The organism is Actimicrobium antarcticum, assembly GCF_039536745.1.
GTDB lineage: Bacteria > Pseudomonadota > Gammaproteobacteria > Burkholderiales > Burkholderiaceae_D > Actimicrobium > Actimicrobium antarcticum.
Genome location: NZ_BAAAZE010000014.1, coordinates 68,942 through 95,071, shown reverse-complemented (window position 1 = coordinate 95,071; position 26,130 = coordinate 68,942). Strand labels below are relative to the sequence as shown.

Annotated in this window: 20 protein-coding genes; 10 read left to right on the top strand and 10 right to left on the bottom strand. The window is 59.7% G+C overall.

All coding sequences use genetic code 11. The annotated features are described in order from the left end of the window. Positions 1-20: 20 nt before the first annotated feature. Entirely contained in the window at positions 21-1,172 is a 1,152-nt protein-coding gene (locus tag ABD720_RS17165) for a deoxyguanosinetriphosphate triphosphohydrolase (protein ID WP_344765177.1), read from the top strand. A gap of 31 nt (positions 1,173-1,203) precedes the next feature. Here ABD720_RS17165 and ABD720_RS17160 read toward each other — a convergent pair whose 3' ends face one another. The 8 genes from ABD720_RS17160 to ABD720_RS17125 form a co-directional block, all read right to left on the bottom strand. Beyond that, positions 1,204-2,307, bottom strand: a complete 1,104-nt coding sequence (locus ABD720_RS17160; RefSeq protein ID WP_344765175.1) for an enoyl-CoA hydratase/isomerase family protein — start codon at positions 2,305-2,307, stop codon at positions 1,204-1,206. A 117-nt stretch (positions 2,308-2,424) separates the two neighbouring features. Further along, positions 2,425-2,781 (bottom strand): ribosome hibernation-promoting factor, HPF/YfiA family, encoded by a 357-nt coding sequence (gene hpf / locus ABD720_RS17155; protein ID WP_344765173.1) that lies wholly within the window; start codon positions 2,779-2,781, stop codon positions 2,425-2,427. Between the two features lie 116 nt (positions 2,782-2,897). Then, entirely contained in the window at positions 2,898-4,379 is a 1,482-nt protein-coding gene (locus ABD720_RS17150) for an RNA polymerase factor sigma-54 (protein WP_344765171.1), read from the bottom strand. Between the two features lie 12 nt (positions 4,380-4,391). Continuing rightward, complete coding sequence (lptB, locus tag ABD720_RS17145; RefSeq protein WP_344765169.1) at positions 4,392-5,135, bottom strand: LPS export ABC transporter ATP-binding protein; 744 nt, start codon at positions 5,133-5,135, stop codon at positions 4,392-4,394. An 8-nt stretch (positions 5,136-5,143) separates the two neighbouring features. After that, positions 5,144-5,698 (bottom strand): lipopolysaccharide transport periplasmic protein LptA, encoded by a 555-nt coding sequence (gene lptA / locus ABD720_RS17140; protein WP_344765167.1) that lies wholly within the window; start codon positions 5,696-5,698, stop codon positions 5,144-5,146. A 45-nt stretch (positions 5,699-5,743) separates the two neighbouring features. Beyond that, positions 5,744-6,352 carry an LPS export ABC transporter periplasmic protein LptC gene (gene lptC, locus ABD720_RS17135; protein ID WP_344765165.1) on the bottom strand — a complete coding sequence of 203 codons (609 nt, stop codon included), beginning with the start codon at positions 6,350-6,352 and terminating at the stop codon, positions 5,744-5,746. Further along, positions 6,349-6,903 carry a KdsC family phosphatase gene (locus tag ABD720_RS17130; protein WP_344765163.1) on the bottom strand — a complete coding sequence of 185 codons (555 nt, stop codon included), beginning with the start codon at positions 6,901-6,903 and terminating at the stop codon, positions 6,349-6,351. Before ABD720_RS17130 ends, lptC begins: the two co-directional genes overlap by 4 nt. Further along, entirely contained in the window at positions 6,903-7,949 is a 1,047-nt protein-coding gene (locus tag ABD720_RS17125) for a KpsF/GutQ family sugar-phosphate isomerase (protein ID WP_344765161.1), read from the bottom strand. Before ABD720_RS17125 ends, ABD720_RS17130 begins: the two co-directional genes overlap by 1 nt. 94 nt (positions 7,950-8,043) lie before the next feature. Here ABD720_RS17125 and ABD720_RS17120 point away from each other — a divergent pair, with 94 nt between their 5' ends. Together ABD720_RS17120 and ABD720_RS17115 are read left to right on the top strand one after the other, a co-directional pair. Further along, entirely contained in the window at positions 8,044-10,032 is a 1,989-nt protein-coding gene (locus ABD720_RS17120) for a monovalent cation:proton antiporter family protein (RefSeq protein WP_344765159.1), read from the top strand. Positions 10,033-10,182: 150 nt separating this feature from the next. Further along, positions 10,183-11,076 (top strand): alpha/beta hydrolase, encoded by an 894-nt coding sequence (locus ABD720_RS17115; protein WP_344765157.1) that lies wholly within the window; start codon positions 10,183-10,185, stop codon positions 11,074-11,076. Positions 11,077-11,108: 32 nt separating this feature from the next. Here the strand turns inward: ABD720_RS17115 and uvrA are convergent, their stop codons facing one another. Continuing rightward, on the bottom strand, positions 11,109-13,967 hold the full coding sequence (gene uvrA / locus ABD720_RS17110) for an excinuclease ABC subunit UvrA (protein ID WP_344765155.1): 2,859 nt from the start codon (positions 13,965-13,967) through the stop codon (positions 11,109-11,111). A gap of 340 nt (positions 13,968-14,307) precedes the next feature. Between uvrA and ssb the strand changes: the two genes are divergently transcribed. The 3 genes from ssb (at position 14,308) to ABD720_RS17095 (ending at position 18,555) form a co-directional block, all read left to right on the top strand. Next, on the top strand, positions 14,308-14,802 hold the full coding sequence (gene ssb / locus ABD720_RS17105) for a single-stranded DNA-binding protein (protein WP_344765152.1): 495 nt from the start codon (positions 14,308-14,310) through the stop codon (positions 14,800-14,802). Positions 14,803-15,341: 539 nt separating this feature from the next. After that, positions 15,342-17,066: a putative bifunctional diguanylate cyclase/phosphodiesterase gene (locus tag ABD720_RS17100; RefSeq protein WP_344765150.1), complete on the top strand. Its 1,725-nt coding sequence runs from the start codon at positions 15,342-15,344 to the stop codon at positions 17,064-17,066. Between the two features lie 4 nt (positions 17,067-17,070). Continuing rightward, complete coding sequence (locus ABD720_RS17095) at positions 17,071-18,555, top strand: HDOD domain-containing protein (RefSeq protein ID WP_344765148.1); 1,485 nt, start codon at positions 17,071-17,073, stop codon at positions 18,553-18,555. On the opposite strand, the gene ABD720_RS17090 is transcribed toward ABD720_RS17095, so the two are convergent. Next, positions 18,552-18,716, bottom strand: coding sequence for a hypothetical protein (locus tag ABD720_RS17090; protein WP_344765146.1), 165 nt, complete (start codon positions 18,714-18,716; stop codon positions 18,552-18,554). The genes ABD720_RS17095 and ABD720_RS17090 overlap by 4 nt on opposite strands. Before the next feature lie 92 nt (positions 18,717-18,808). Here ABD720_RS17090 and ABD720_RS17085 point away from each other — a divergent pair, with 92 nt between their 5' ends. The 4 genes from ABD720_RS17085 to ABD720_RS17070 all read left to right on the top strand — a co-directional run bounded on the left by ABD720_RS17085 (position 18,809) and on the right by ABD720_RS17070 (position 26,063). Continuing rightward, entirely contained in the window at positions 18,809-19,357 is a 549-nt protein-coding gene (locus tag ABD720_RS17085) for a GNAT family N-acetyltransferase (protein WP_344765144.1), read from the top strand. Then, positions 19,354-20,364, top strand: a complete 1,011-nt coding sequence (locus ABD720_RS17080) for a glycosyltransferase family 4 protein (protein ID WP_425547996.1) — start codon at positions 19,354-19,356, stop codon at positions 20,362-20,364. Before ABD720_RS17085 ends, ABD720_RS17080 begins: the two co-directional genes overlap by 4 nt. A 129-nt stretch (positions 20,365-20,493) precedes the next feature. Beyond that, the gene (locus ABD720_RS17075; RefSeq protein WP_344765140.1) at positions 20,494-21,198 is read left to right on the top strand and encodes a transposase; all 705 of its coding nucleotides are present in this window, start codon (positions 20,494-20,496) and stop codon (positions 21,196-21,198) included. Positions 21,199-21,374: 176 nt separating this feature from the next. Beyond that, positions 21,375-26,063: a glutamate synthase-related protein gene (locus ABD720_RS17070; RefSeq protein WP_344765138.1), complete on the top strand. Its 4,689-nt coding sequence runs from the start codon at positions 21,375-21,377 to the stop codon at positions 26,061-26,063. Positions 26,064-26,130: the final 67 nt, after the last annotated feature.

Below are 26,130 nucleotides of genomic sequence, written 5' to 3'. Positions count from 1 at the left end.
CGGGATTGAAAAGGCACTCAATGATTCATCGTGACACTGCTGCTGACACCAAGCTGGCACCCTATGCCGCCCAATCTGCGACGTCGCCGGGGCGACAGTTTGCCGAACCCGCGCCGGCATCGCGTTCGGAATTCCAGCGCGACCGCGACCGCATCATTCATTGCGCGGCGTTTCGCCGACTGGAATACAAGACCCAGGTCTTCGTCAATCATGAAGGCGACCTGTTCCGCACCCGGCTCACGCACAGCATCGAAGTGGCGCAGATCGCCCGTTCGATTGCGCGCAATCTGCAGCTCAACGAAGACCTGATCGAAGCCATCTCGCTGGCTCATGATCTGGGCCACACGCCATTCGGTCATGCCGGTCAGGATGCACTCAACGCCTGCATGGCAGACCACGGCGGCTTCGAACACAATCTCCAGAGCCTGCGTGTGGTCGACGTGCTGGAAGAGCGCTACGGCGCCTTCGACGGCCTGAACCTGATGTTCGAAACCCGGGAAGGCATCCTCAAGCACTGTTCGCCGACCAATGCCCGCACGCTGGGCGCGATAGGCCAGCGCTTCCTCGACAAAAAGCAGCCGACACTGGAAGCCCAGCTGGCCAATCTGGCCGACGAGATTGCGTATAACAATCACGATATTGATGACGGTTTGCGCTCGGGATTGTTGAGCGTCGCCCAGCTCGACGAGGTGGATCTGTATGCGCAGCACCGGCATGATGTGGAGGTAATTTATCCCGGCATCAGCGGTCGTCGCGCGATTAGCGAGACCATCCGGCGGATGATCAATGCGCTGATTGTCGACCTGATCGCCGCATCACAAGAGCGCATCAGGCAGGCCGACCTGCGCAGCCTCGATGACGTGCGCAATGCACCGCCGCTGATTACCTTCTCACCGGCGATGCAGCATCAGGCCACACTGCTCAAACAGTTCCTGCGAGAGAATCTGTATCGACATTATCTGGTCAACCGGATGACCAGCAAGGCCCGCCGCACTATCACCGACCTCTTCAACGTCTTCATTGGCGAGCCCAGCCTGCTGCCGCCTGATTACCAGTCGCAGAAGGGTGATGATGCAGCGCAGGTGCGCAAGGTGGCGGACTACATCGCCGGGATGACGGACCGCTATGCGATTCGTGAACACCGGCGCATTTTCATGGTGGATGAAGTCTGAGCATGTGACGTCAGTCAGCCAACTGGCCGGCCTATGCTACCGAACTCACCAGATCGCGCAACGGATGCGCCTGAGCCGGCCAGGCCGGAACAAAGAACGCGTCGACCATCTCGGTGGTCACCTCGGCCAGCGTCGCCGGTTGCCATTGCGGCTGGTTGTCCTTGTCGATCACGACCGCACGTATTCCTTCCAGCACTTCGCCGCGCTCGAACGCGCGCCGTACCATCGTGCGTTCCATGCGCAGACATCCCGCCAGATCCAGCGTGGCACCCAGACGCACCTGACGCAGCGTGACGCTCATCATCAGCGGCGAGCGTTTTTGCATCAGTGCCAGCGTGGTCTGCGCGAAGTCGCTGTCGTCCTGCGACAGCGAGGCGACGATGTCCGGTACCGACGGCAGACTGAAGTGCTGCCGGATGGCGGCGTGATGACGTGCCAGCGTGCTGCCGGCGGGGTCGCACTGATCCCTGAAGGCGCTGGCAAATTCGCGGATGGCGTGGCGTACATCGGCGCTGTTGTCGTGTTCCAGCAGGGTGCGTAAAGCCGGCAGTTCGCTGCTCGGAATAAAGACATCCGCCAAGCCCGCATACAGCGCGTCGGCGGCACCGATCATCTCGCCGGTGACACCCAGATACGTCCCCAGCTGGTCTGCCGAACGTGACAGAAAATAACTCCCGCCGACATCCGGAAACAAACCGATATTGACTTCGGGCATGGCCATTCTGGTCCGCTCGGTGACGATACGCAGACGGTTCTGTACGCCGCTCTGCGCCAGCCCCATGCCGCCGCCCATGACGATCCCGTCCATCACGGCGATCCACGGTTTCGGGAAAAAATGGATCAGATGGTTGAGGGCATATTCTTCGCTAAAAAAATCGTCCAGCGCCGCGCTGCCGCCTTGGGGTGTCGACAGGCCAGCCTCGTAAAAAAACCGGATATCGCCACCGGCACAAAATGCTTTTCCGGTACTGCCGGTAATGACCACCGCACGCACCGTCGCCGCGTCGCGCCAGCCCAGCACGATCCCGGTCAGTTCGCGCACCATTGCAAGCGACAAAGAATTGAGGGCTTTGGGCCGGTCAAGCGTGATGTTGCCGATAGCGTTGGTTACTTGGGTCTGGATGAGTGCGGTCATGTTCTGGAGTCCATCGGATTACATTAAATTGCAGGCAAGTCAATTGCAGGCGATTAAAAAGGGCGCAATCAATGCGCCCCAGGTTCGTTCATGCCGGTTTGTCCGGCAGCAGATCAGTCAGGAGGAGGATATCTCGACAACCGGTTCAGGGATGTGTTTGATGGCGTCGTGCTGATGGTCCTGCAGTTTGGTTTTGTACTTGATGACCTGGCGATCGAGCTTGTCGATCAGCGCATCAATGGCGGCGTACAGGTCCTCGGCAATGCTTTCTGCATGCAGGTCCTTGCCGCGCACGTGCAGGTTGATTTCTGCTCGTTGCCGTTTTTCTTTTTCGGGGAGTTTATCTACAGTCAGGATGACAGCGATATCAATGACGTGATCGAAATGACGTTTGATGCGTTCCAACTTGCTTTGCACATATTCACGGATGGCAGGGGTCACTTCGAGATGATGTCCACTGATTGTGAGATTCATACGGCGCTCCTTTGAATAGTGCCGCTGGAGGTTCGTTTTGTACCCGGATGGGCACTGTCGAACACAACGACAGGTAAAACATGACAAATGAAACTACGGAAAAACTTGGAAGAAAATTACAGTGCCTTGCGCAGGTTGACGGATGGGATTTTCAGGGCTTCTCGATATTTTGCGACGGTGCGTCGTGCCACCACCATACCCTGTTCTCCCAGCATGTCTGCGATTTTGCTGTCAGAAAATGGAATCTTCGGGTCTTCAGCTCCTATCAATTGTTTGATGAGTGCCCGTATCGCCGTTGAGGACGCTTCGCCCCCGGCTTCAGTGGCGACATGGCTGCCAAAAAAGTACTTTAACTCGAACATGCCATGCGGGGTCAGCATGTATTTCTGGGTTGTCACACGGGAGATGGTGCTCTCGTGTAAACCCAGTGTATCAGCAATTTCGCGCAAGACAAGAGGGCGCATGGCGACCGCACCATGCGAGAAAAAGTTCCTTTGGCGTTCAACAATTGCCTGTGCCACGCGCAGGATCGTATCGAAACGCTGACGCATATTCTTGATCAGCCACTTCGCTTCCTGCAGCTGCGATGTCAGTGAACCATCGCCTTTATTCTGCTTCAGGATGTTCGCGTACAGGGCGTTGACGCGCAGGCGCGGCATCACGTCGTGGTTGAGCATGACCTGCCAGCCGGCGCGGGTATGCTTGACGATGACATCCGGCACCACGTAGTCCGAGGTGCCGCTGCCAAAGATCGCGCCGGGGTGCGGATTGCATTGCCGGATCACGCATTGTGCTTCGCGCAGGTCTTCATCGTCACAGTCCAGCGCCTTCTTGAGCTTGCTGAAATCACGCTGCGCAAACAGCGTCAGATAGTGTTCGACGATGTCCAGCGCCATGCGCCGGGTCACCATGGCAATGCCGGGAAAACGCCGGATCTGCAGTGCCAGGCATTCGGCGGCATTGCGTGCGCCGACGCCGGCAGGATCGAAGCTCTGCAGCAGTTTCAGGGCGATCGTCAGCTCGTCGGCGTCGATCGCCAGTTCGGCCGGCAAGCGCTCGTGGATCGCCTCCAGCGTGTCTTCCAGATAGCCGTTGTCGTTGAGTGCATCGATCATCAGTTCGACCAGTGCCCGGTCGCGCGGATTGCGTACGGTGACCCGCATCTGCTCCAGCAAATGATCGCGCAGCGTCAGTTCATGGGCTTCCAGCTGGGGTCGCGCATCGTCGTCTTCCGGCGCTTTGGAGGTGCGCGCAACGTCGTCGAAGGTCCAGTCCGATTCGCTGCTGGCGGCGCCTTCCGGTGCCTCGTTGCTGACCTCGGCAGGCGCTTCGCCGTCGCTGCTGGGAGGGGCGGCATTGGCATCCTCGCTGGCACCTTGCTGGCGAATGCCGTCGGCGCCGATGGCACCATCGGCGAGCAGGCGTACCGAATGATCCAGCGGATCGTCGAGCCGTTCCAGTAGCGGATTGTCGGTCAGCATCTGCTCCAGTTCCTGATGCAGTTCCAGCGTGGATAACTGCAATAGCCGTATCGATTGTTGCAGTTGCGGTGTCAGCGCAAGATGCTGTGAGGTGCGGAGCTGGAGGGATTGTTTCATCGTGGTCCGGGCCTACATCCGGAAGTGTTCGCCGAGATACACCCGGCGTACCGACTCGTTGGCGATGATGTCATCCGGGCGTCCGCTGGCCAGGACAGCACCCTGGTTGATGATGTAGGCGCGGTCACAGATGCCCAGCGTTTCGCGCACGTTGTGGTCGGTGATCAGGACGCCGATGCCGCGTTCTTTCAGGAACCGCACGATGCGCTGGATTTCGATCACGGCAATCGGGTCGACGCCGGCGAACGGTTCGTCCAGCAGCACGAAGCGCGGATTGGTCGCCAGCGCACGCGCAATTTCGACGCGACGTCGTTCACCGCCGGACAGGGACAGAGCCTGGTTGTCACGCAGCTTGTCGATTTGCAGATCCTGCAGCAAGGTGTCAAGGCGCTGATCGATGACTTGCCGGCTCAGTGGTTTGCCTGCCTCGCGCTGTAATTCGAGTACCGCGCGAATATTGTCCTCGACGCTCAGCTTGCGAAACACCGACGCTTCCTGCGGCAGGTACGACAGACCCAGCATCGCCCGCTGGTGGATGGGCAGGCGCGAAATGTCGACGCCGTCCAGCCGGATCTCGCCAGCGTCCGATGGGACCAGGCCAACGATCATGTAAAAGGAGGTGGTCTTGCCGGCACCATTCGGGCCGAGCAGGCCGACCACTTCGCCGCTGCCTACCTCCAGCGCGACATCGCTGACGACCTGCCGTACGCCGTAACTTTTCTTCAGACCGCTGACGATCAGTTTGCTGGCAGTCATCTCGGCCGTCATTTGGCGGCACCCGGCGTACGTGGCTGGATCACGGCCTTGATGCGACCCGCGCCGGCCTTGCTGTCGGGGCCAGTCGCAGTGTTGTTGACCGAAAAAAATTCGCTGCGGCTGTCATACGAAATGAATTCGCCTTCGACTTCATCGGTCGGCTTGGTGCCGTCGAGTCGACGCATCTTTGCCTTTGAAAAAAGTTTGACCAGCTCGGTCTTGCCATCGTATTCGATCCGTTCGGCTTCACCTTCGATCCACAGGTCGGGTCCGCCATCGCGTTTTTGGCGGAAACTGGCCAGGCTGCCGGGCGCAGCGTACAGCGTGGCGAACTGGTAACCGGCAGCGTCCTGGGTGACGACGACGCGTGCGGCTTTCATCAGCAATGTCCCGCGCGTGACAATCACTGCGCCAGTGAAGGTATTGATTTGCTTGACATCGTCGTACGCCATCTGATCGGCGTCGACCACGGTGGGTTTGCCGGAGTCTGCCTTCTCAGCATGCACGATCGGCACGATGGCGATATTGAGCATGAGCATAACGAGGGGAAAAAGCGATTTCATGGAGGGTCCTGTTTGAATCATTCTAAGGAAAGCGCAGCGACGAAATCAGCGCGCAGCCGAGGGTGGAAATACCCCGTGCACGCGGTGCGACAAGTCGAGCTGTCGGGTCGCATTATTGGCGACCATTCCCGTGCCTCGCAACTGCGTTTTGCCTAGCGTCATGTCGACTGGTTTGTCGGTCTTCATCACATCGTCTTCAGGCAGCAGCAGCAAATAGGGCGATGTCATGTGGAACAGCTGGGTGTCACGCGAGGGCGGCCGGTCGACCACCACGTTGCCGATCATTTGCACTTCCGTATTGTCCTTGCTGACCAGCGCGCGGTCGGACGTCATCACCATCGGCGGTCGACCGGTGGTCAGGTTGTGGATGACGGGACGGGTGATTTCGTGCGAATCGTCGACCGGACTGTGGGTGAGCCGGTCACCCGAAATATTGTAGCGGCCGGTCTGTGACTTCGCCATTTTGACGAACGTGAAATGCGTCACGTAATAGTCGGGCGCTGTTCGCGCCGGTTCGGTGATGCCTGCGAGGCCGCTCTTGCGCAGCACTTCGATCAGCCAGAAACTACCCAGCACCAGCGTCACGCTCAACGCAATCAGCAGGCCCAGCCGGAAGCGGTTGGCAGCCTTCGCGCCGTTGCTGCTGTTACTCACGCCAGATACGGCGCTAGCGCCGCCTCATAGTTGCCCTGTGCGCGCAAAATGAAATCGCACAGCTCGCGCGCCGCACCGCCACCGCCATGCGCCGTGGTCACGTGGTGCACGCGCTGGCGTACTTCGTGGTGACCGTTGGGTACGCTGGCGGCAAAGCCGACACGTAGCAGGACCGGCAAGTCGATCACATCGTCACCGATAAAGCCGCACTGCCCGGCACTGAATCCTGTCGTCAGCAGCAACTGCTCGAAGCTCGCGCGCTTGTCATGGCTACCCTGGATCACGTGCGTGATGCCGAGGTCGCTCGCGCGCCGCTGTACCAGTGCCGACTTGCGCGCACTGATGATGGCCGTGGCGACGCCCGATTGCTGCAACAGCCTGATGCCCTGGCCATCCAGGACATTGAAGGTCTTGATCAGTTCACCGTCGGCGCCGAAATGCAGGCTGCCATCGGTCAGGATGCCGTCGACGTCGAAAATCATCAGGCGGATTTGCGCTGCGCGTGAGGTCGCGTTCGCGGTTGCATTTGCTTCGGTCAGGATCGACGGCATCAGATCACCTTGGCCCGGGTCAGGTCATGGATATGCAAGGCACCGACCAGGACGCCGGTGGCATCGGCTACCAGCAGCTGATTGATGCGGGACTCTTCCATGATGCGCACTGCATCGACCGCCAGCTGGTCCGGGCCGATGGTGCGCGGATCGGCATGCATGACGTCAGCAATCGACAGTCTGGTGAAGTCCTGCACATGCGCGATCAGGCGGCGCAGGTCGCCGTCGGTAAAGACGCCGATCGGCCGGAAATCAGCATCGACGACCGCCGTCATCGCCATGCCCTTGCGGGTCATTTCGGCCAGTGCGAGGGATAACGACACGCTCGCCAGCACCGCAGGAATCTGCTCGCCGCTGCGCATCACATCATGCACGTGCGTCAGCAGGCGGCGGCCCAGCGCGCCACCCGGATGCGAGCGGGCAAAGTCTTCCTCGCGAAAGCCGCGTGCGTCCAGTAATGCCACGGCCAGCGCATCGCCCAGTGCCAGTGCCGCCGTCGTGCTGGCGGTCGGCGCGAGGTTAAGCGGGCAGGCTTCCTTGTCCACCGCCACGTTCAGATGCACGGTCGCCAGGCGTGCCAGGCTGGAATTGTCGTGGCCGGTCATCGCAATCAAGGTCGCGCCCATGCGCTTGATGATGGGCACGATCGCCATCAGTTCGGCGGTTTCACCGGAATTCGAAATGGCCACGAAGGCATCATCCTGCGCCACCATGCCGAGGTCACCATGGGCTGCTTCGGCCGGGTGGACAAACAGTGCCGGGGTGCCGGTCGAGGCGAGGGTGGCGGCGATCTTGCGGGCGATGTGACCGGATTTTCCGATACCGGAAATCACCACGCGGCCGGTACAATTGCGCAGTAATTCGACGGCCTCGGAAAACCGTACACCGGCGGCGCCGTTGAGTCGGTCTTTCAGCGCAAGCAGCGCATCGGCTTCAATCTGCAGGGTTTCGCGGCCGAGCTGCAATGCGCGCCCAGCGCGGGCTGCGTGGGCGGCGTGGTCGGCGTCCAACGCCTCGGGAACTGGTTTTTGATGGGGTACACTCATGCCCGAAAGTATAAACGAATTACCAAAGCAAAAAATCTGCCAGCCGTAACTAAAAAATCGCCTTGCGTTCGCTTAAAGGATATCTTCGCTCCCCATGCATTCCGCGCTAGAACTCACTTTGCTGCTACTCGGCGCCGCCGTCCTCGGTGTGGTTGCCTTTCGCATGATGCATTTGCCGCCGATGCTGGGCTACCTCGCGGTCGGCATCGTGATCGGTCCGCACGGCCTTGGCTGGGCCGAAGACACCAGCACGACGCACACACTGGCCGAGTTTGGTGTGGTGTTCCTGATGTTCTCGATCGGGCTGGAGTTTTCCTTGCCGAAGCTGGTATCGATGCGGCGTACCGTGTTCGGCCTTGGCATGGCGCAGGTGCTGCTGACAATTCTGGCGACGATGGTGTGCGGCTGGGGCACCGCCCGCTTGCTGCCGCAGGTGGCCGATATCAGCTGGGGTGCCGCCTTTGCGCTGGGCGGCGCACTGGCCATGTCGTCGACGGCGATCGTCTCGAAACTGCTGACCGAACGGCTGGAACTCGAAAGCGAACATGGCCGTCGCATCATCAGCATCCTGCTGTTCCAGGACCTGGCGCTGGTGCCCTTGCTGATCCTCGTGCCGGCGCTGGCGCAGGCACCGGAAGATATCGCCGTCACGCTTGGCTGGGCCACGCTCAAGGCGGTCGGTGTGCTGGTCCTGCTGCTGGTCATCGGCCAGAAGCTGATGCGCAACTGGTTCCGGGTCGTGGTCAAGCGACGCTCGCAGGAATTGTTCATGCTGAACTTGCTGCTGATCACGTTGGGGGCGGCCTGGATCACCGAAAAGGCCGGCCTGTCGCTGGCCCTGGGCGCGTTCGTGGCCGGCATGCTGATTTCCGAAACCGAATACAAGCACCAGGTCGAAGAAGACATCAAGCCGTTCCGGGATGTCCTGCTCGGCTTGTTCTTCATCACCATCGGCATGCTGCTCAATGTCCGGCTGGTGCTGGAAAACTGGTGGCTGGTGTTGCTCCTGCTGGCTGCGCCCGTCCTGTTGAAGTTCGTCCTCATCACCGGGCTGGCCCGCCTGTTCGGTGCCTCGACCGGCGTGGCATTGCGCACCGGATTGGCACTGGCGCAGGCGGGGGAATTCGGTTTCGTGCTGCTCAATCAGGTCGGCGGATTGGGACTGATCGATCCGTTCATCGTGCAGCTGATCCTGGCGTCGATGGTGCTGTCGATGCTGATTGCCCCGTTCATCCTGGCCAAATCCGACGCCATCGTCATGAAGCTGTCGGCCAACGAATGGATGATGCAATCGGTCGCGCTGACCCAGACCGCCGCCCGTACCATGAAGACCCAGAAGCACGTGATCATCGCCGGCTTCGGTCGCAGCGGCCAGAGCCTGGCGCGCTTGCTGGAAGAGGAAGGCATCCAGTATCACGCGCTCGACCTCGATCCTGACCGGGTGCAGGAGGCGCAGGCATCCGGCGCCCACGTGTCGTACGGCGATGCGGCGCGCCGCGAGTCGCTGGTGGCAGCAGGTATCCATCGCGCGGCGGCACTGGTGGTGACGTATGCCAGTACGCCGTCGGCATTGAAGCTGCTGCATCTGGCGCATGAACTGGCACCGGCATTGCCCGTCATCGTGCGCAGTTATGACGATACCGACCTCGACCAGTTGCGTGCCGCCGGTGCTGCCGAAGTGGTGCCGGAAGCCATCGAAGGTAGCCTGATGCTGGCCTCCCATGCGCTGGTCATGCTGGGTGTGCCACTGCGCCGTGTGGTGCATCGGGTGCAAACTGCGCGTGACGAGCGCTATGCCTCGCTGCGGGGTTATTTTCACGGCACCAGCGACGCCGAAGACGATCCTGATCACCTGCATGTGCGCCTGCATTCGGTAACGCTGGGCAATCATGTGAAAGCGATTGGCAAGACACTGATCGCGATTAATCTGCAGGAGTTCGGCGCTGAAGTGACCGCGATCCGGCGCAGCAAGAATCGCATCGAGGTCAAGCCCGATACCGTCCTGCAGGGCGGCGACATCCTCGTCTTGCGCGGCACCACCGAGAGCGTGGCGCGCGCAGAAAAGCGTCTGCTGAAAGCCTGACGATTCTGGAGCGCAGTGCCGGTCCGGCGGCGCGGTCGTCTCCAGCCTCACGCGCACGGACGAATCCGTTTGCGATTAGCATGCGTATCAACCAGGCATCGGGTCGGCAATACGATGCTTTTTTTGCGCCCTTCACAACAGGATCACGGCATGACCATTTCACTGAAAATTCTGGCCATCGGCATGACGCCATTGCTGCTGCTGGGCGGCCTGACGGCTTGCTCTCCATTGACGCTGATTAACGCCGCGACGCCCGGTTACGCGTCCGAAAAAAGCCGCGACATCCACTACGGCAGCGATCAGCGCAACCAGCTCGATATCTATCGTCCGCGTGACGCCAAGGCGGCGGCACCGGTCGTGGTCTTTTTTTACGGCGGCAGCTGGAACATGGGTTCGCGTAGCGACTACGCGTTCGTCGGCGAGGCACTTGCTGCCCGCGGCATCGTGGCCGTGCTGGCCGATTACCGGCTCTATCCGCAAGTGCGCTATCCGGCATTTGTCGACGATTCCGCACAGGCAGTGGCGTGGACCCTGAAAGAAATCCAGCGGTACGGCGGCGACCCGAAACGGGTCTTCGTGATGGGGCACAGCGCCGGTGCCTACAATGCGGCGATGGTGGCGCTGGATACCCGCTGGCTCGCGGCGCAGGGGGCATCGCCAACTGCATTGCGGGGCTGGATCGGACTGGCGGGGCCGTATGATTTCATTCCGATCGATAACCGCGACGTGCGTCCGGTGTTCTTCTATCCCGACACGCCTACCGAGTCCCAGCCGATCAATCACGTGACGTCCGGCGCGCCACCGGCACTGCTGATCGCGTCGCATGCCGACAAGGTGGTCAACGCCGTGCGCAACACGACCGGACTGTCGACCAGCTTGCGTGCCGCTGGCGTGCCAGTCGAGGAAATCTACTTCGACAACACCAGCCATGTCTCGCTGATCGGCGCGTTCGCCTGGCCGTTGCGCGGCCTGGCGCCGGTGCTCGATACGGTGGTCGGGTTCGTCGACAGCGATGGTGGCCGGAATAAAAAAATGGCGCGCTGAACCGAGCGCGCCATCGCAGTGAGCCTGAGCGATCAGGCTTTCTTTTTTTTCAGCAGTGGCGCGAGGTATTTGCCGGTAAAGCTGTCCGGATTTTTGGCCACTTGTTCCGGTGTACCGGTCGCAATGATCTGACCGCCACCGGCGCCGCCTTCCGGTCCCAGGTCAATGACCCAGTCGGCAGTCTTGATGACATCCAGGTTGTGCTCGATGATCACCAGCGTATTGCCCTGGTCGCGCAACCGGTGGATCACTTTCAGCAGCAAATCGATGTCATGGAAATGCAGGCCGGTGGTCGGTTCATCGAGGATGTAGAGCGTACGACCCGTGTCGCGCTTGGACAGTTCGAGCGACAGCTTGACCCGTTGCGCCTCGCCGCCGGACAGCGTGGTGGCACTCTGGCCGAGCCGGATGTAACCCAGACCGACATCGAGCAGCGTATGCAATTTGCGTGCGATCACTGGCACCGGCAGGAAGAACACATGGGCTTCCTCGACCGTCATCCCGAGTACCTCGGTGATGTTCTTGCCCTTGTATAAAACTTCCAGTGTTTCGCGGTTGTAGCGCTTGCCGTGGCAGACATCGCACGGCACGTACACGTCCGGCAGGAAGTGCATCTCGACCTTGATCACGCCATCGCCCTGGCAGGCTTCGCAGCGTCCGCCCTTGACGTTGAACGAAAAACGCCCGGCGCTGTAACCACGTTCCTTGGCCGCATTGACGGTCGCAAACAGATCGCGGATCGGCGTGAACAGACCGGTATAGGTGGCCGGATTCGAGCGCGGCGTGCGCCCGATCGGGCCCTGGTCGACCGAGATGACTTTATCAAAATGCTCGAAGCCGCTGATGCTGTCATGCGCAGCCGGTTCGGCTTGCGAGCCGTACAGATGACGCGACGCCGCGTGATACAGCGTCTCGTTGATCAGCGTCGATTTGCCGGAACCGGAGACGCCGGTCACGCACGTCAGCAGACCCACTGGCAGCTCCAGCGTGACGTTCTTCAGGTTGTTGCCGGAGGCGCCTGTGATGACGAACTGGCGCTTCGGGTCCGGTGCATGGCGCTTGGCCGGAATGGCAATTTCCAGCGTGCCGTTGAGGTATTTGGCGGTCAGCGAATTGGTGTTCTTGAGGATTTCCTTGAGCGTGCCTTCGGCAATGATTTCACCACCGTGCACGCCTGCGCCCGGTCCCATGTCGACCACATAATCGGCGCAACGGATCGCGTCTTCGTCATGTTCGACCACCAGCACGCTGTTGCCGATATCGCGCAAATGCCGCAGCGTGGCGATCAGCCGGTCATTGTCGCGCTGGTGCAATCCGATCGATGGTTCATCGAGCACATACATCACGCCGGTCAGGCCGGAGCCGATCTGCGAGGCCAGCCGGATGCGCTGCGCTTCGCCGCCCGACAGCGTATCGGCGCTGCGTTCCAGCGACAGATAATCGAGCCCGACATTGTTCAGGAAACGCAGGCGCGAAATGATTTCTTTGGTGATGCGGTCGGCGATTTCTTTCTTCGCACCCGTGAGGATCAGGGTCTCGAAAAACTCCAGCGTTTCACGCAAGGGCGTCGCGGCGACTTCATAAATCGCGCGCTGTTGCGCGCCGTTGCCGACCTTGACGTAGCGTGCTTCGATACGCAGGCGCGCACCATGGCAGGACGGGCATTCTTTCTCGTTGATGAACTTGGCCAGCTCTTCCTTGACCGCATTCGAATCGGTTTCGCGGTAGCGCCGCTGCAGGTTGTTGACCACGCCCTCGAAGGCATGTTCGCGCACCACTGCACGGCCGCGCTCGTTGATGTAGGTGAACGGGATGACTTGTTTGCCCGAGCCGTACAGCACCGCTTGCTGTGCGGTCTCGGTCAATTTTTCGAACGGCGCATCGAGGTCGAATTCATAGAACGCCGCCAGGTTGGTCAGCATCTGGAAATAGAACTGGTTGCGTCGATCCCAGCCCTTGACCGCACCGCTGGCCAGCGACAGGTTGGGAAAGGCCACGATGCGTTTCGGGTCAAAGAACTCGATATGACCGAGGCCGTCGCACTCCGGGCACGCACCCATCGGATTGTTGAACGAGAACAGCCGCGGCTCCAGTTCCTGCAGCGAGTAGCCGCAAGTCGGGCAGGCGAACTTGTTTGAATACAGGTGCTCGACCGCACTGTCCATTTCCAGCGCCAGCGCGCGGCCATCGGCCAGTCGCAGCGCGGTCTCGAAACTTTCAGCCAGGCGCTGCTTGATATCGGCCTTGACCTTGATGCGGTCGATCACGACATCGATCGTGTGCTTCTCGGTTTTTTTCAGTTTTGGCAGATCATCGACTTCATAAATCTTGGCCGGATGGGTGCCGGTCTGGACCCGGAAGCGCACGAATCCCTGCGCCTGCATCTGCTCGAACAGATCCACATGCTCGCCTTTGCGGTTCGAGACCACCGGCGCCATGATCATCAGCTTGGTGTCTTCCGGCATGGCCAGCACGGCATCGACCATTTGCGACACCGATTGCGCCGCCAGCGGATTTTCGGGATGGTCGGGGCAATAGGGCGTACCGACGCGGGCATACAGCAGGCGCAGATAGTCATGGATTTCGGTGACGGTGCCGACCGTCGAGCGCGGATTGTGCGAAGTGGCTTTTTGTTCGATCGAGATGGCCGGTGACAAGCCTTCGATCAGGTCGACGTCCGGCTTTTCCATCAGTTGCAGGAACTGGCGCGCATACGAGGATAACGACTCGACGTAGCGCCGCTGGCCTTCTGCATACAGCGTGTCGAATGCCAGCGAGGACTTGCCGGACCCGGACAATCCGGTAATGACAATGAGCTTGTTGCGGGGAAGATCCAGATTGATATTTTTGAGGTTGTGCGTGCGCGCGCCTCGGATGCGAATTTCGTCCATGAACTGCTTTCTGCGTGGTGGTCGCGCGGCGTGCAGGCCAGGTAGGCTGCCGCCGCAGGACGAATCAACCCGATACTATAGCCGGTTTTGCAAGGCCGGGCAGGGCCCCTGCCGGTTGCCTCGCGACCCGCCGGGTGGCACATGGGCTTTGTCGTGTCCGAACAAGACGACATGCCCGCGAAGGATGGCTGCAGCCAAACCACACTGCTGTGGCTTGGCCGTGCTGTCGTGCGGTTGGGTGCGGTTGTGTGCACCGGCTAGCTTATAATTGCGGCCAATTCTACGATTCAGCGGCGCACGATCTGACGGCCGTGACACAGTACCTCCAGGAGAAATCAGCATGGCATCGATCAACAAAGTCATCATCATCGGCAACCTCGGCCGCGACCCGGAAACCCGCTACATGACCAATGGCGAAGCGGTCACCAACATCGCAGTGGCGACGACCGAAAGCTGGAAAGACAAGAACACTGGCGAGAAAAAAGAACTCACCGAATGGCACCGCATCACGTTCTATCGCAAGCTCGCCGAAATCGCCGCCCAGTACCTCAAAAAAGGCTCTCAGGTCTATATCGAAGGCAAGCTGCAGACCCGCAAGTGGACCGACAAGGAAAATGTCGAACGCTTCACCACCGAAATCATCGCCGATACGATGCAGATGCTGGGTAGCCGGCAAGGCATGGGTGGTGGCGGTGGTATGGATGAAGAGTACGGCAGCGCACCTGCGCCGCGCCAGACAGCCGCAGCAGCACCGGCAGCCAGCGCCCCGCGCCAGCAGGCTGCCTCGCGTCCTGCACCGAATTTCTCGGATATGGATGACGATATTCCGTTCTAAGAAGTGTTCTAAGAAGCGCTCTAAGTAATGTTGGTAATCAAAGCCTGCTCGGTCACTGACTCAGCAGGCTTTTGATTGCCCGGTCCGACTGTAGGCAGATGATCTGCGGAATCAGGTACGCGATGACGCGCCAATGATTTTGATGTCGATTCCCAAGGGTTTGCCCGGCATGGCCGTGACCCAAGCGCCTGCGAACCGATGTCTGAGTCTCTGTTCTCGCCAAATAAAAATGCCCGTCCGGGCGACGTTCCTCCCGGTTCAGGCTGCAGCGGTGAACGATTTTGCCGTTGACGCCCCGGTATTTAGGAGAGGGAATCTAATATTTACATTTACCTATTAAATTTCCACCTAGCATTTGTTAAAACACTTAAGATCGCACATGAACTATTAAGTTGATGCCAACTTGACAAGATGCTGAAGGTTGTGGACTATTGCTGAAAAGTATTTATAGTATTGATTTCCTCTTTTCGAGACGGGTATTTCCATTGGCGCATGCTGGTGAAAACGATAACGTGTTTGGCCTAACCTAGAATGGTGTGATGTTTATAGGAAGCAATGGCTTTGCGTTAGCTGGCTCTAAAGAATCGCTCGATAGCCTGCTTGAGGCTGCGGGTGATGCCGTGTTTTGCCTGGATGAAAAAGGCAAGATTCTGCACGTGAGTCGTCGCGCATTGGAGTCCCTCGGAGCCGTCGGGAATATTGTGGGTTGGACCTTGTCCGAGCTCGCGCCGCTGAGCGACCGCCTCGTCATCAATCTTGCTATTACACAGGCAGTCGAAAGCGGACGTCCCGGCAAAGTCAACGCACGCCTGAACACGCGCAGGTCGACTCTCTGGTTTGAATTACAGATCACCAACTATCAAACGCCGGATGGCAAGCCGGGCTTGCTGGCCATCGGCCGTGATATCTCGGTGCAGCAAGATACCGAAGAGCGGTTGCGCCATATGGCCACGCACGATGCGCTGACCGGATTGCCGAATCGCTCCCTGTTATCCGACCGCTTGCACATGGCGATTGCGCAAGCCAAGCGCACCGGGCGCGGATTTTCGGTGCTGGCGCTGGATCTGGACCGGTTCAAGAAGGTCAATGACGCGCTCGGGCACATGGTTGGTGACACGCTGTTGCGGATGGCCGGTGAGCGTCTGCGCGAGACGCTGCGTAACGTCGATACGTTGGCGCGCGTTGGTGGCGACGAGTTCGTTGCCATCTTGCCCAGTGCCGTCAGCGAAGCCGAAATCCAGACAGTTGCCAAGCGCATGATTTCTCACATGCAGCTACCGTTTGAAATCCAGGGACACACCTTATACGTCGGTGCCTCGATCGGTGCGGCTACCTATCCGGATCACGGCGACGACGACGTCAAGTTGCTCAGTCACGCCGACACCGCGATGTGCCACGCCAAGGAAACGGGCAAGGCGCGTTGCGTCGTCTACAACCCGCAAAAATTCAATCAGCAGGAATTCGACGTATCGATGGAAGCCGCGATGTTTGACGCGGTGCGCAACGGCGAATTTTTCCTGCACTACCAGCCGATCGTCGACGCGGTAACCTGCGAAGTGCTCGGCTATGAAGCGCTGATGCGCTGGATGCGTCCGGAACTGGGGCCGGTCTCGCCGTCACAATTCATTCCCATGGCAGAGAGCAATGGCCTGATCAATTTGCTGGGTGCGTGGGCGCTGCGCTCGGCGTGCATGCAACTCAAGCGCTTCCAGGAAGCTGCCGGGCGCCCTCTGTATGTCTCGGTCAATGTCAGTCCGCGCCAATTTCGCAATGAGCACTTTCTGGGCGTGATCGATAATGCGTTGAAGAGTTCGGGCATCGTTGGCGCCGAGCTGCTGCTCGAAATTACCGAAGGCATCCTGATGTCGGACCCCGAGCATGCCGAGGCCATGCTTAATCAGATCAGTGCCCGCGGCGTGAAAATTGCGATCGATGACTTCGGTACTGGCTATTCCTCGCTGGCGTACCTGAAGCGTTTCCCGATCTCCACCCTGAAAATTGACCGCGCCTTCGTGCAGGACTTGCCGGCGTCGGTCAAGGATGCGGCAATCTGCAATGTTGTCCTGAGTCTGGCCAGTCACCTGAATCTCACGACAGTCGCCGAAGGGGTCGAAAATGCCGAGCAACTGGCGTTTCTGTCACGACAAGGATGCAATCTGATTCAGGGTTACTACACCGGCCGGCCGATGATGCCGGACGCGGCGATTGCCCTGCTGCGGGCCGGCGCCAACGCGGCTGCCCCGGTTCCTGTCGGGCAGAACTGACCCCATGATCGAACACGCCGCCGACCCCGAACAAACCCTGCAACTGCTCTGGACGCGCGTACGTCAGCGCGGCGACCTGCCCGGTTTTTCGAAAGTGGTCAGCGCGATCCTCGGTGCCATGCGCGGCGAAGATGACCGTGATTTCAATATGGCGCGCACGGTGCTGTCGGACCCGGCATTGACGCAAAAAGTGTTGCGTTTGGCAAATAGTCCGATGTATGCGGTGTTCGGTCGGGACGTCAATACCGTGTCGAAGGCGGTGGTGGTTCTGGGTACCGACGCCATTGGCCATCTGGCACTGGGCGTCAAGCTGATCGACGGCCTGTCGGTGGCATCGGCAGATTCCGCGCTCGCCCGGTGCGAAATGGAAAAGGCGGTGCTGTCCGGCCACATCGGACGCCAGATAGCGTCATCGGCGAGCACCCGGGATGCTGAGGAAGCGGTCGTGTGCTCGATGCTGCACGGGCTGGGGCGCATGATGGTGGCCTTTTACTTGCCCGAGCTATGGCAGCAAATCCTGACTGCGGCCAATGTCGAGGGTACACCGCAAGATTTACATGCGCGCCATGTTCTCGGCCTCGGACTCGACCATATTGGCCGGATGGTGGCACTGCAATGGGGCCTGCCAAACAGCCTGGTCGACACGCTCAAAGATGTGCATCCGATCGCACTCGATGAACCGCTGGATCACAGCCAATGGCTGGCGGCGGTATCGACCATGTCCTTGTCGTGCGCCGAAGTACTAATGACGGAAGTACCCGGCAGTGCCGGGCTTGCGCTCGCGCTAGACCGGATTGCAGACGGTTATGCGGGCATGCTGGGCGTCGACTCCCGACAATTACTGATCGCAGTGGAGGTCGCCCAGCAGGCAGCGCGCGACGAAGGTGCGCCGGCGTCGCGCCTGGCCAAGGTTACGCCGCCGCTTTCCGCCGCTGACAAGGCGGTGACTACCGGCAAGCCCGTCAATGCGACCGCGTTGCTGGTGCGCGGTGTGGCCGATCTGGGTGACATCAGCAAATCATCGACCACGGGTCAGCTGATGTCGATGGCGCTCGAAACGCTGTTCAACAGCTTGGGATTGAGCCATGCCGCTCTGTTTCAGCGCATCCACAAGGATGGTCGCTACCAGGCGCGCATGTGTCTGGGCGCTAACCTGCAGGACATGGCGCCGCGGCTCAATTTTGATGTGGCGTATCAGCCAGATGTCTTTCATGCAGCACTCGCCAACGACAAGATGATCTTTGTCGAAAATGCCCGTGACCCGGCATTCATCAGCAAGTTGCCGCGTTGGTGGAAAGATGCCTTTCCCTCCGTGCGCAGCTTCGTGGTCATGCCACTGACCGTCAATCGCTTACCGGTGGGTTTTTTGTACGGCGACTGGGATCGTGCCGTGACACCGTCCAGAATCGATCCTGCCGAGATCATCCCGCTCAACGAGATGCGCGCCTTGCTTGTGCTGGCCCTCGAACGGCAGCGCCAGCGCGATTAAAACTTCAGCCACAGCACGCGCCATCGGGCTGTCAAGGTTGCCAACGAGGGCAGCGCGCCGAGTGCGGACATCGCCGGACGAATGTCGATTGCCGCAGGGTGTTGCGGGATGGCCGGAGCGGAGTACGTGCCACTGCCCATCCATGAATCCGAATCGGTCACGCACGCAGCGTCAGTATCGGTGTGGCGCCTGCATTGATCAGCGATACGGTTTCCGTTATCGTGAACGCTTTACACGGTAGCGGAGCTGCACGATGTCCCTGGTTTTTCCGGTACTGAACACCGAACGCCTGACCCTGCGGGAAATCGTCCCTGCGGATGCCGATGCCTTGTTCCGGATGCATTCCGATGCCGATACCATGCGCTGGTTCGGTGTCGATCCGATCACGAGCCACATGCAGGCCAGCCAGTTGGCTGCCCTGTTCGCCAGCTGGTTTGGCGCCGGCACCGGACTGCGCTGGGGACTTGCCCGGCATGGCTGTGACGATCTGGTCGGCACCAGCGGATTTTTTCGCTGGAACAAAAGCTGGCACAGCTGCCTGCTCGGCTTCGAGCTGTCCGCACCGTTGCAAGGCTGCGGCTACATGACGGAAGCCGTCCGCGCGATCCTCGACCACGGGTTCCGCAGCATGGACTTGCACCGGATCCAGGCCGAAAGCCATCCCGACAATGCGGCCTCGATTGCATTATTGACCCGACTCGGCTTCCGGTTCGAGGGGGTGCACCGCGAGCAGGCGCGCTGGGGTGGTCAATTCCATGATCTGAATTGCTATGCACTATTGCGTCAGGAGTGGCCGGTTTGACGCGCCCGCCACCACTGCATCTGTTCAATGGATTCCGCAATCCGTTTGGCGGCAGCGAACTCGAAACGCTCTCGGTCTTCGAGATGCTGTCCAGGCAGCAGATTCCGGTGCAGCTCTGGGCTACGTCATCAAAAGCCTCGCCGGCATTGCTGGCGCGTTATCCGATCCGGCATGTATCGGTCTTGCGCAGGCAGGTGCCTGACGGCGGCAACTATGTTTTTTTTGGCGCGCACTGGCGCAATCGGGTCTGGCCTTTTCTGGTGGCGCGGCCGCGCCGGCTGATCTACGTATTCAATACATTCCATCCGAAAATACTGGCATTGACATCGCAGCATCGAGCGCTGCTGCGATGGCCACGCACCGAGTACGTGCTGATCTCGGAATTCCAGAAAAAAATCCTGCAGATCGAGGGCGTGGTGCACCCGTCGCCGATTGATATTGCGCGCTTTCATCCCGCGCCAAGGCTGCCGGGCGAGGGCGGAGCCGGTCGCGGAGCCGGTTCGTCAAGACTGGTCGTAGGCCGCCTCAGCCGCGACACCGCAGACAAGCATCATCCGGACGACCCGACCCTGTATCGCCACCTGCTCGACGAAGGCTGGCAACTCCGGCTGCAGGGCGCGACCATCCTGCAGAATACATTGCCAGCGCATCCACGCTGCCTGATTACACCGGAAGGCACTGTTCCGCCAGACCAGTTTCTGCAGGGACTCGACGTGTTCTATTACCGGTCAGGCACGCATGTGGAAACCTTCGGCCGTGTCGTTGTCGAAGCCATGGCGTGCGGTTTACCGGTGGTCTGTCACGCCCATGGTGGCTATGCCGACCACATCATCCACGGCGAAAACGGCTTCCTGTTCGACACCACCGAACAAGCCCACGCCATCCTGCAGCGCCTCCACGCTGATCCCGCGCTGCGCGCCGCGATCGGTGACTGTGCAAGGCACACGACCGAACACCTGTTCAGCGCCGAGGCCTTGCAATCCCGATTGAAATTTTTCCGTGACTAGATTTTAATTAGGGTCAGAGTCAATTAATTCAGTATCCTGTTGTGGAAATAATTAGGGTCAGAGTCAATTAAAACGACCAGCCGTCATCTAGAATCACCTTCCTACCGACCTCTGCACAGCGCAACCACCATGGCCCGTTTACCTCGTCTCGTTATCCCGGATCAACCACATCACCTCATTCAGCGCGGCAACGACCGGCGCGTAATTTTTCGGGATGACGATGACCACCGGATTTTCCTGAGCTGGTTGTACGAGGCCGCCAAACAGTTCAAGGTCGCCATCCACGCATACGTGCTGATGCCGAACCACCTGCATTTGCTGGCATCGCCATCCGACAAGGATGGTCTGAGTGGCATGATGCAATGGATAGGGCGGCATTACGTACCGTACTTTAATCGCAAGTACGAGCGCGTCGGCGGCCTCTATCAGGGGCGTTTCAAGGCCACGCTGATCGATGCCGAGCCGTATTTCATGAGCTGCTGCCGGTATATCGAACTCAATCCGGTGCGTGCCGGAATGGTCGCCGATCCGGCGGATTTCCCGTGGTCGAGTTATGCGCATCACGTAGGTACCCAGTCGAATCCGCTGATCACGGACCATGCCTTGTATTGGTCTCTGGGAAATACACCATTCCAGCGCGAGGCCGCCTATCGGGCGCTGGTGCAGCAAGGACTGAGTTCAGAGGAAATGACGGCACTGACCGATGCCGTCCTCAAAGGCTGGGCCCTGGGGTCGCCGCAATTCCGGACCCAGATGGAAAAGCGGCTGCAGCGCCGTGTCGGACCGGTACGGCGCGGCCGACCGCCGAAGTTAAAGGTGGTCGAAGAAGCCTGATCGCGCAAGGCCATTTCGTCATCGCGACAATTCAAGCAAATTGACTCTGTCCCCATTTAATAAAAAATCCGGATTTCGGAGAATTTAATTGACTCTGACCCTAATTAAAGAAGTTGCAGTATGGTTTGCGCTGCACTATCCTGCACGTTCGAATTCGTCCGGTCGGGAGAAAAATAATGCATGCGCAAGGTTTGTATGACCCATCCAATGAGCACGATGCCTGTGGCGTCGGCTTTATCGCCCACATCAAGGGTAACAAGAGCCACTCGATCGTCGAGCAGGGACTGCTGATCCTGAAAAATCTGGATCACCGGGGCGCGGTGGGTGCGGACAAATTGATGGGTGATGGCGCAGGTATTCTGATTCAGGTGCCGGACCAGTATTACCGCGAAGAGATGGCGCTGCTGGGTGTCGAGCTGCCGCCGCCTGGCGAATTCGGCGTGGGCATGGTGTTCCTGCCGAAAGAGCATGCCTCGCGCATCGCCTGCGAGCAGGAAATCGAACGGGCCGTATTGGCCGAAGGCCAGGTCGTGCTGGGGTGGCGCGATGTACCGGTCGATATCACGATGCCGATGTCACCGACCGTGCGCGACAAAGAGCCGGTGATCCGCCAGATTTTCATTGGCCGCGGCCAGGACATCATGGTCACCGATGCGCTTGAGCGTAAGTTGTATGTGATCCGCAAATCGTCCGGTCACGCGATTCAGGCGCTGGACCTGTTGCATGGCAAGGAGTTTTTCGTGCCATCGATGTCCGCCCGTACCGTGGTCTACAAGGGCTTGTTGCTGGCCGATCAGGTCGGTGTCTACTACAAGGACTTGCAGGACCCGCGTTGCATCTCCGCGCTGGCACTGGTGCATCAGCGCTTCTCGACCAATACCTTCCCGGAATGGCCGCTGGCGCACCCGTATCGCCTGATCGCCCATAACGGCGAGATCAATACCGTCAAGGGTAACTTCAACTGGATGCGCGCCCGCGAAGGCGTGATGAAATCGTCGGTGCTGGGCGATGACCTGAAGAAGCTGTTCCCGCTGATTTACGAAGGCCAGTCCGATACCGCCAGCTTTGACAATGCGCTTGAGCTGCTGATCATGGCCGGCTATCCGATTGCCCAGGCGATGATGATGATGATCCCGGAAGCCTGGGAAAATCACACGCTGATGGATGACAACCGGCGCGCTTTCTACGAATACCACGCGGCGATGATGGAGCCATGGGACGGTCCTGCAGCGATGGCATTCACCGACGGTCGTCATATTGGCGGCACGCTCGACCGTAACGGTCTGCGTCCGGCGCGCTATATCGTCACCGATGACGACCTGGTGGTGATGGCGTCCGAATCCGGCGTGCTGCCGATTCCGGAGTCGAAGATCATCCAGAAATGGCGTCTGCAACCGGGCAAGATGTTCCTGATCGACCTCGACGCCGGTCGCATCATTGGCGACAAGGAATTGAAAGATACCTACGCCAATGCCAAGCCGTACAAACAATGGATTGCTTCGGTACGGATACGCCTGAACGCACTGAAATCCGAGCCGGCCGAGCCGACCTCCACCTTGCCGCTGATCGACCGCCAGCAATTGTTTGGCTACACCCAGGAAGACCTGAAATTCCTGATGTCGCCGATGGCCGCGAATGGCGAAGAAGCTACCGGTTCGATGGGCAATGACTCGCCACTGGCCGTCATGTCCAACAAGAACAAGACGCTGTACCACTACTTCAAGCAGCTGTTTGCACAAGTGACCAACCCGCCGATCGATCCGATCCGGGAAGCCATGGTTATGTCGCTGGTGTCGTTCATTGGTCCGAAACCGAACCTGCTGGACACCAACAACATCAACCCGCCAATGCGCCTCGAAGTCGCGCAACCGGTGCTCGACTATGACGACATCGCCAAGCTGCGCAACATCAGCGCTCACACCAGCGGCAAATTCAAGTCGCACGAACTCAATATCTGTTACCCGATTGCCTGGGGCAAGGAAGGCATCGAAGCACGCCTGGCCTCGCTCTGCGCCAAAGCAGTCGATGCGGTCCATTCGGGCCACAACATCCTGATCATTTCGGACCGCAAGGTCGATGGCGAACAGGTCGCGATTCCGGCATTGCTGGCCACCTCCGCCATCCACTTGCACCTGGTCAGCAAGGGCTTGCGCACCTCGACCGGGCTGGTGGTCGAAACCGGTTCAGCCCGTGAAACGCATCACTTTGCGCTACTGGCAGGTTACGGCGCCGAAGCCATCCATCCGTACCTCGCGATGGATACGCTGGCCTCCATGGCGGCCGGTTTGCCGGGTGAACTGTCGCCCGAGAAAGCCATCTACAACTTCCAGAAAGCCGTCGGCAAGGGCTTGCTGAAAGTGATGTCGAAGATGGGTATTTCGACCTACATGTCGTACTGCGGCGCGCAGATTTTCGAAGCGATCGGTCTGAACAAGGGGCTGGTCAACAAGTACTTCAAGGGCACCGCATCGAACGTCGAAGGTATCGGCGTATTCGAAGTCGCCGAGGAAGCACTGCGCCTGCATCACGCCGCCTTCAGCAAGGACCCGGTCCTGACCAATGCGCTCGATGCCGGTGGCGAATACGCGTTCCGCGTGCGCGGCGAAGACCACATGTGGACGCCGGACGCGATTGCGAAACTGCAGCATTCGACCCGCGCCAACAACTTCAACACGTACAAGGAATACGCGCAGATCATCAACGACCAGTCGCAGCGCCACATGACGTTGCGCGGGTTGTTCGAGTTCAAGATTGATCCTGCCAAGGCCATCCCGCTCGATCAGGTCGAGCCGGCCAAGGAAATCGTCAAGCGCTTTGCCACCGGCGCGATGTCACTCGGGTCGATTTCGACCGAAGCACACGCCACGCTGGCCATCGCCATGAACCGTATCGGCGGCAAATCCAATACCGGCGAAGGCGGCGAAGACGCCCATCGCTACCAGCAGGAGCTGAAAGGCATTCCGATCAAGCAGGGCGATTCGATGGCGTCGATCATCGGCGCCGAAAACGTCGTGGTCGATATCCCGCTGCTGGCAGGCGATTCGCTGCGCTCGAAGATCAAGCAGGTGGCGTCCGGACGTTTCGGTGTCACCACCGAATATCTGGTTTCGGCCGACCAGATCCAGATCAAGATGGCGCAGGGCGCCAAGCCGGGCGAAGGCGGACAACTGCCGGGCCACAAGGTCTCGGAATACATCGCCAAGCTGCGCTTCTCGGTGCCGGGTGTGGGCCTGATTTCACCGCCGCCGCATCACGATATTTATTCGATCGAAGATCTGGCGCAGCTGATCCATGACCTGAAAAACGTCAATCCGAAAGCCTCGATCTCGGTCAAGCTGGTCTCCGAAGTCGGTGTCGGCACGATTGCTGCCGGTGTCGCCAAAGCGAAGTCGGATCACGTCGTGATCGCCGGCCATGATGGCGGCACCGGTGCCTCACCGTTGTCGTCGATCAAGCATGCCGGCTCGCCATGGGAACTCGGTCTGGCCGAAACCCAGCAGACCCTGGTGCTGAACCGCCTGCGCAGCCGTATCCGCGTGCAGGCCGATGGCCAGATCAAGACCGGTCGCGACGTTGTGATTGCGGCCTTGCTGGGCGCAGACGAAGTCGGTTTTGCGACGGCACCGCTGGTGGTCGAAGGCTGCATCATGATGCGCAAGTGCCATCTGAATACTTGCCCGGTCGGCGTCGCTACGCAAGACCCGGTCCTGCGCGAAAAATTTTCGGGCAAGCCGGAACATGTCGTGAACTTCTTCTTCTTTGTCGCCGAAGAAGCGCGCCAGATCATGGCCCAGCTCGGTATCGCCACGTTCAATGAACTTATTGGCCGCGCCGACCTGCTCGACAAGTCGAAAGCGGTCACCCACTGGAAAGCCAAGGGCCTCGACTTCAGCCGGATTTTCCATCTGCCGGAGATGCCTGCCGACGAACCACGTTACCAGGTCGAAGAGCAGGATCACGGACTGGCCAAGGCGCTGGATCACAAGCTGATCACGCAAGCCCGGGCTGCACTCGAAAAAGGCGAGAAAGTCTCGTTCATTTCGCCAGTGCGCAACGTCAACCGTACGGTCGGCACGATGCTGTCGGGCGAAGTGGCCAAGAAATACGGCCATGAAGGTTTGCCGGACGACACCATTCATATCCAGTTGCAAGGCACGGCAGGCCAATCGGCTGCGGCGTTCCTGGCGCACGGCATCACGATCGATCTGGTCGGCGAAGGTAACGACTACGTCGGCAAGGGCCTCTCGGGCGGGCGCATCATCGTTCGTCCCAATACCGAGTTCCGTGGCCGCGCGGTCGACAACATCATTGCCGGCAATACCGTCCTGTACGGCGCGATTTCGGGTGAAGCTTTCCTCAACGGCGTCGTCGGTGAACGCTTCGCGGTGCGTAATTCGGGCGCCACGGCCGTCGTCGAGGGCACCGGCGACCATGGTTGCGAATACATGACCGGCGGTACCGTGGTCGTGCTGGGCGAGACCGGGCGTAATTTTGCTGCCGGCATGTCGGGCGGGATCGCCTACGTCTACGATCCTGACGGTGACTTCGAATCACGCTGCAACATGGCCATGGTGGTACTCGATGTGGTGGCACCGCACGCCGAGCAGGAAGCCATCGGCGACCGTGCCGGCTGGCACAGCCTGTTGCGCGGTGGTGCCGGTCAGACCGACGAAGCGATCCTGAAAGCCTTGATCGAGCGTCACTTCAAGTACACCGGCAGCACGCGTGCGCGTAATTTGCTGGATGACTGGACCGTGTCGCGCAGTAAGTTCGTCAAGGTGTTCCCGACCGAGTACAAGCGGGCGCTGGGCGAAATGGATGCGGCGCGCAACGCCAAGGCCGCCAAGGAAAAAGTTCCGGCATAACGGCGCGAAGCGGCAGGGCGGCTGCGCAAGCGCCGCCCGCCGGGATCGCGTTATTGCCCGAGTTTCT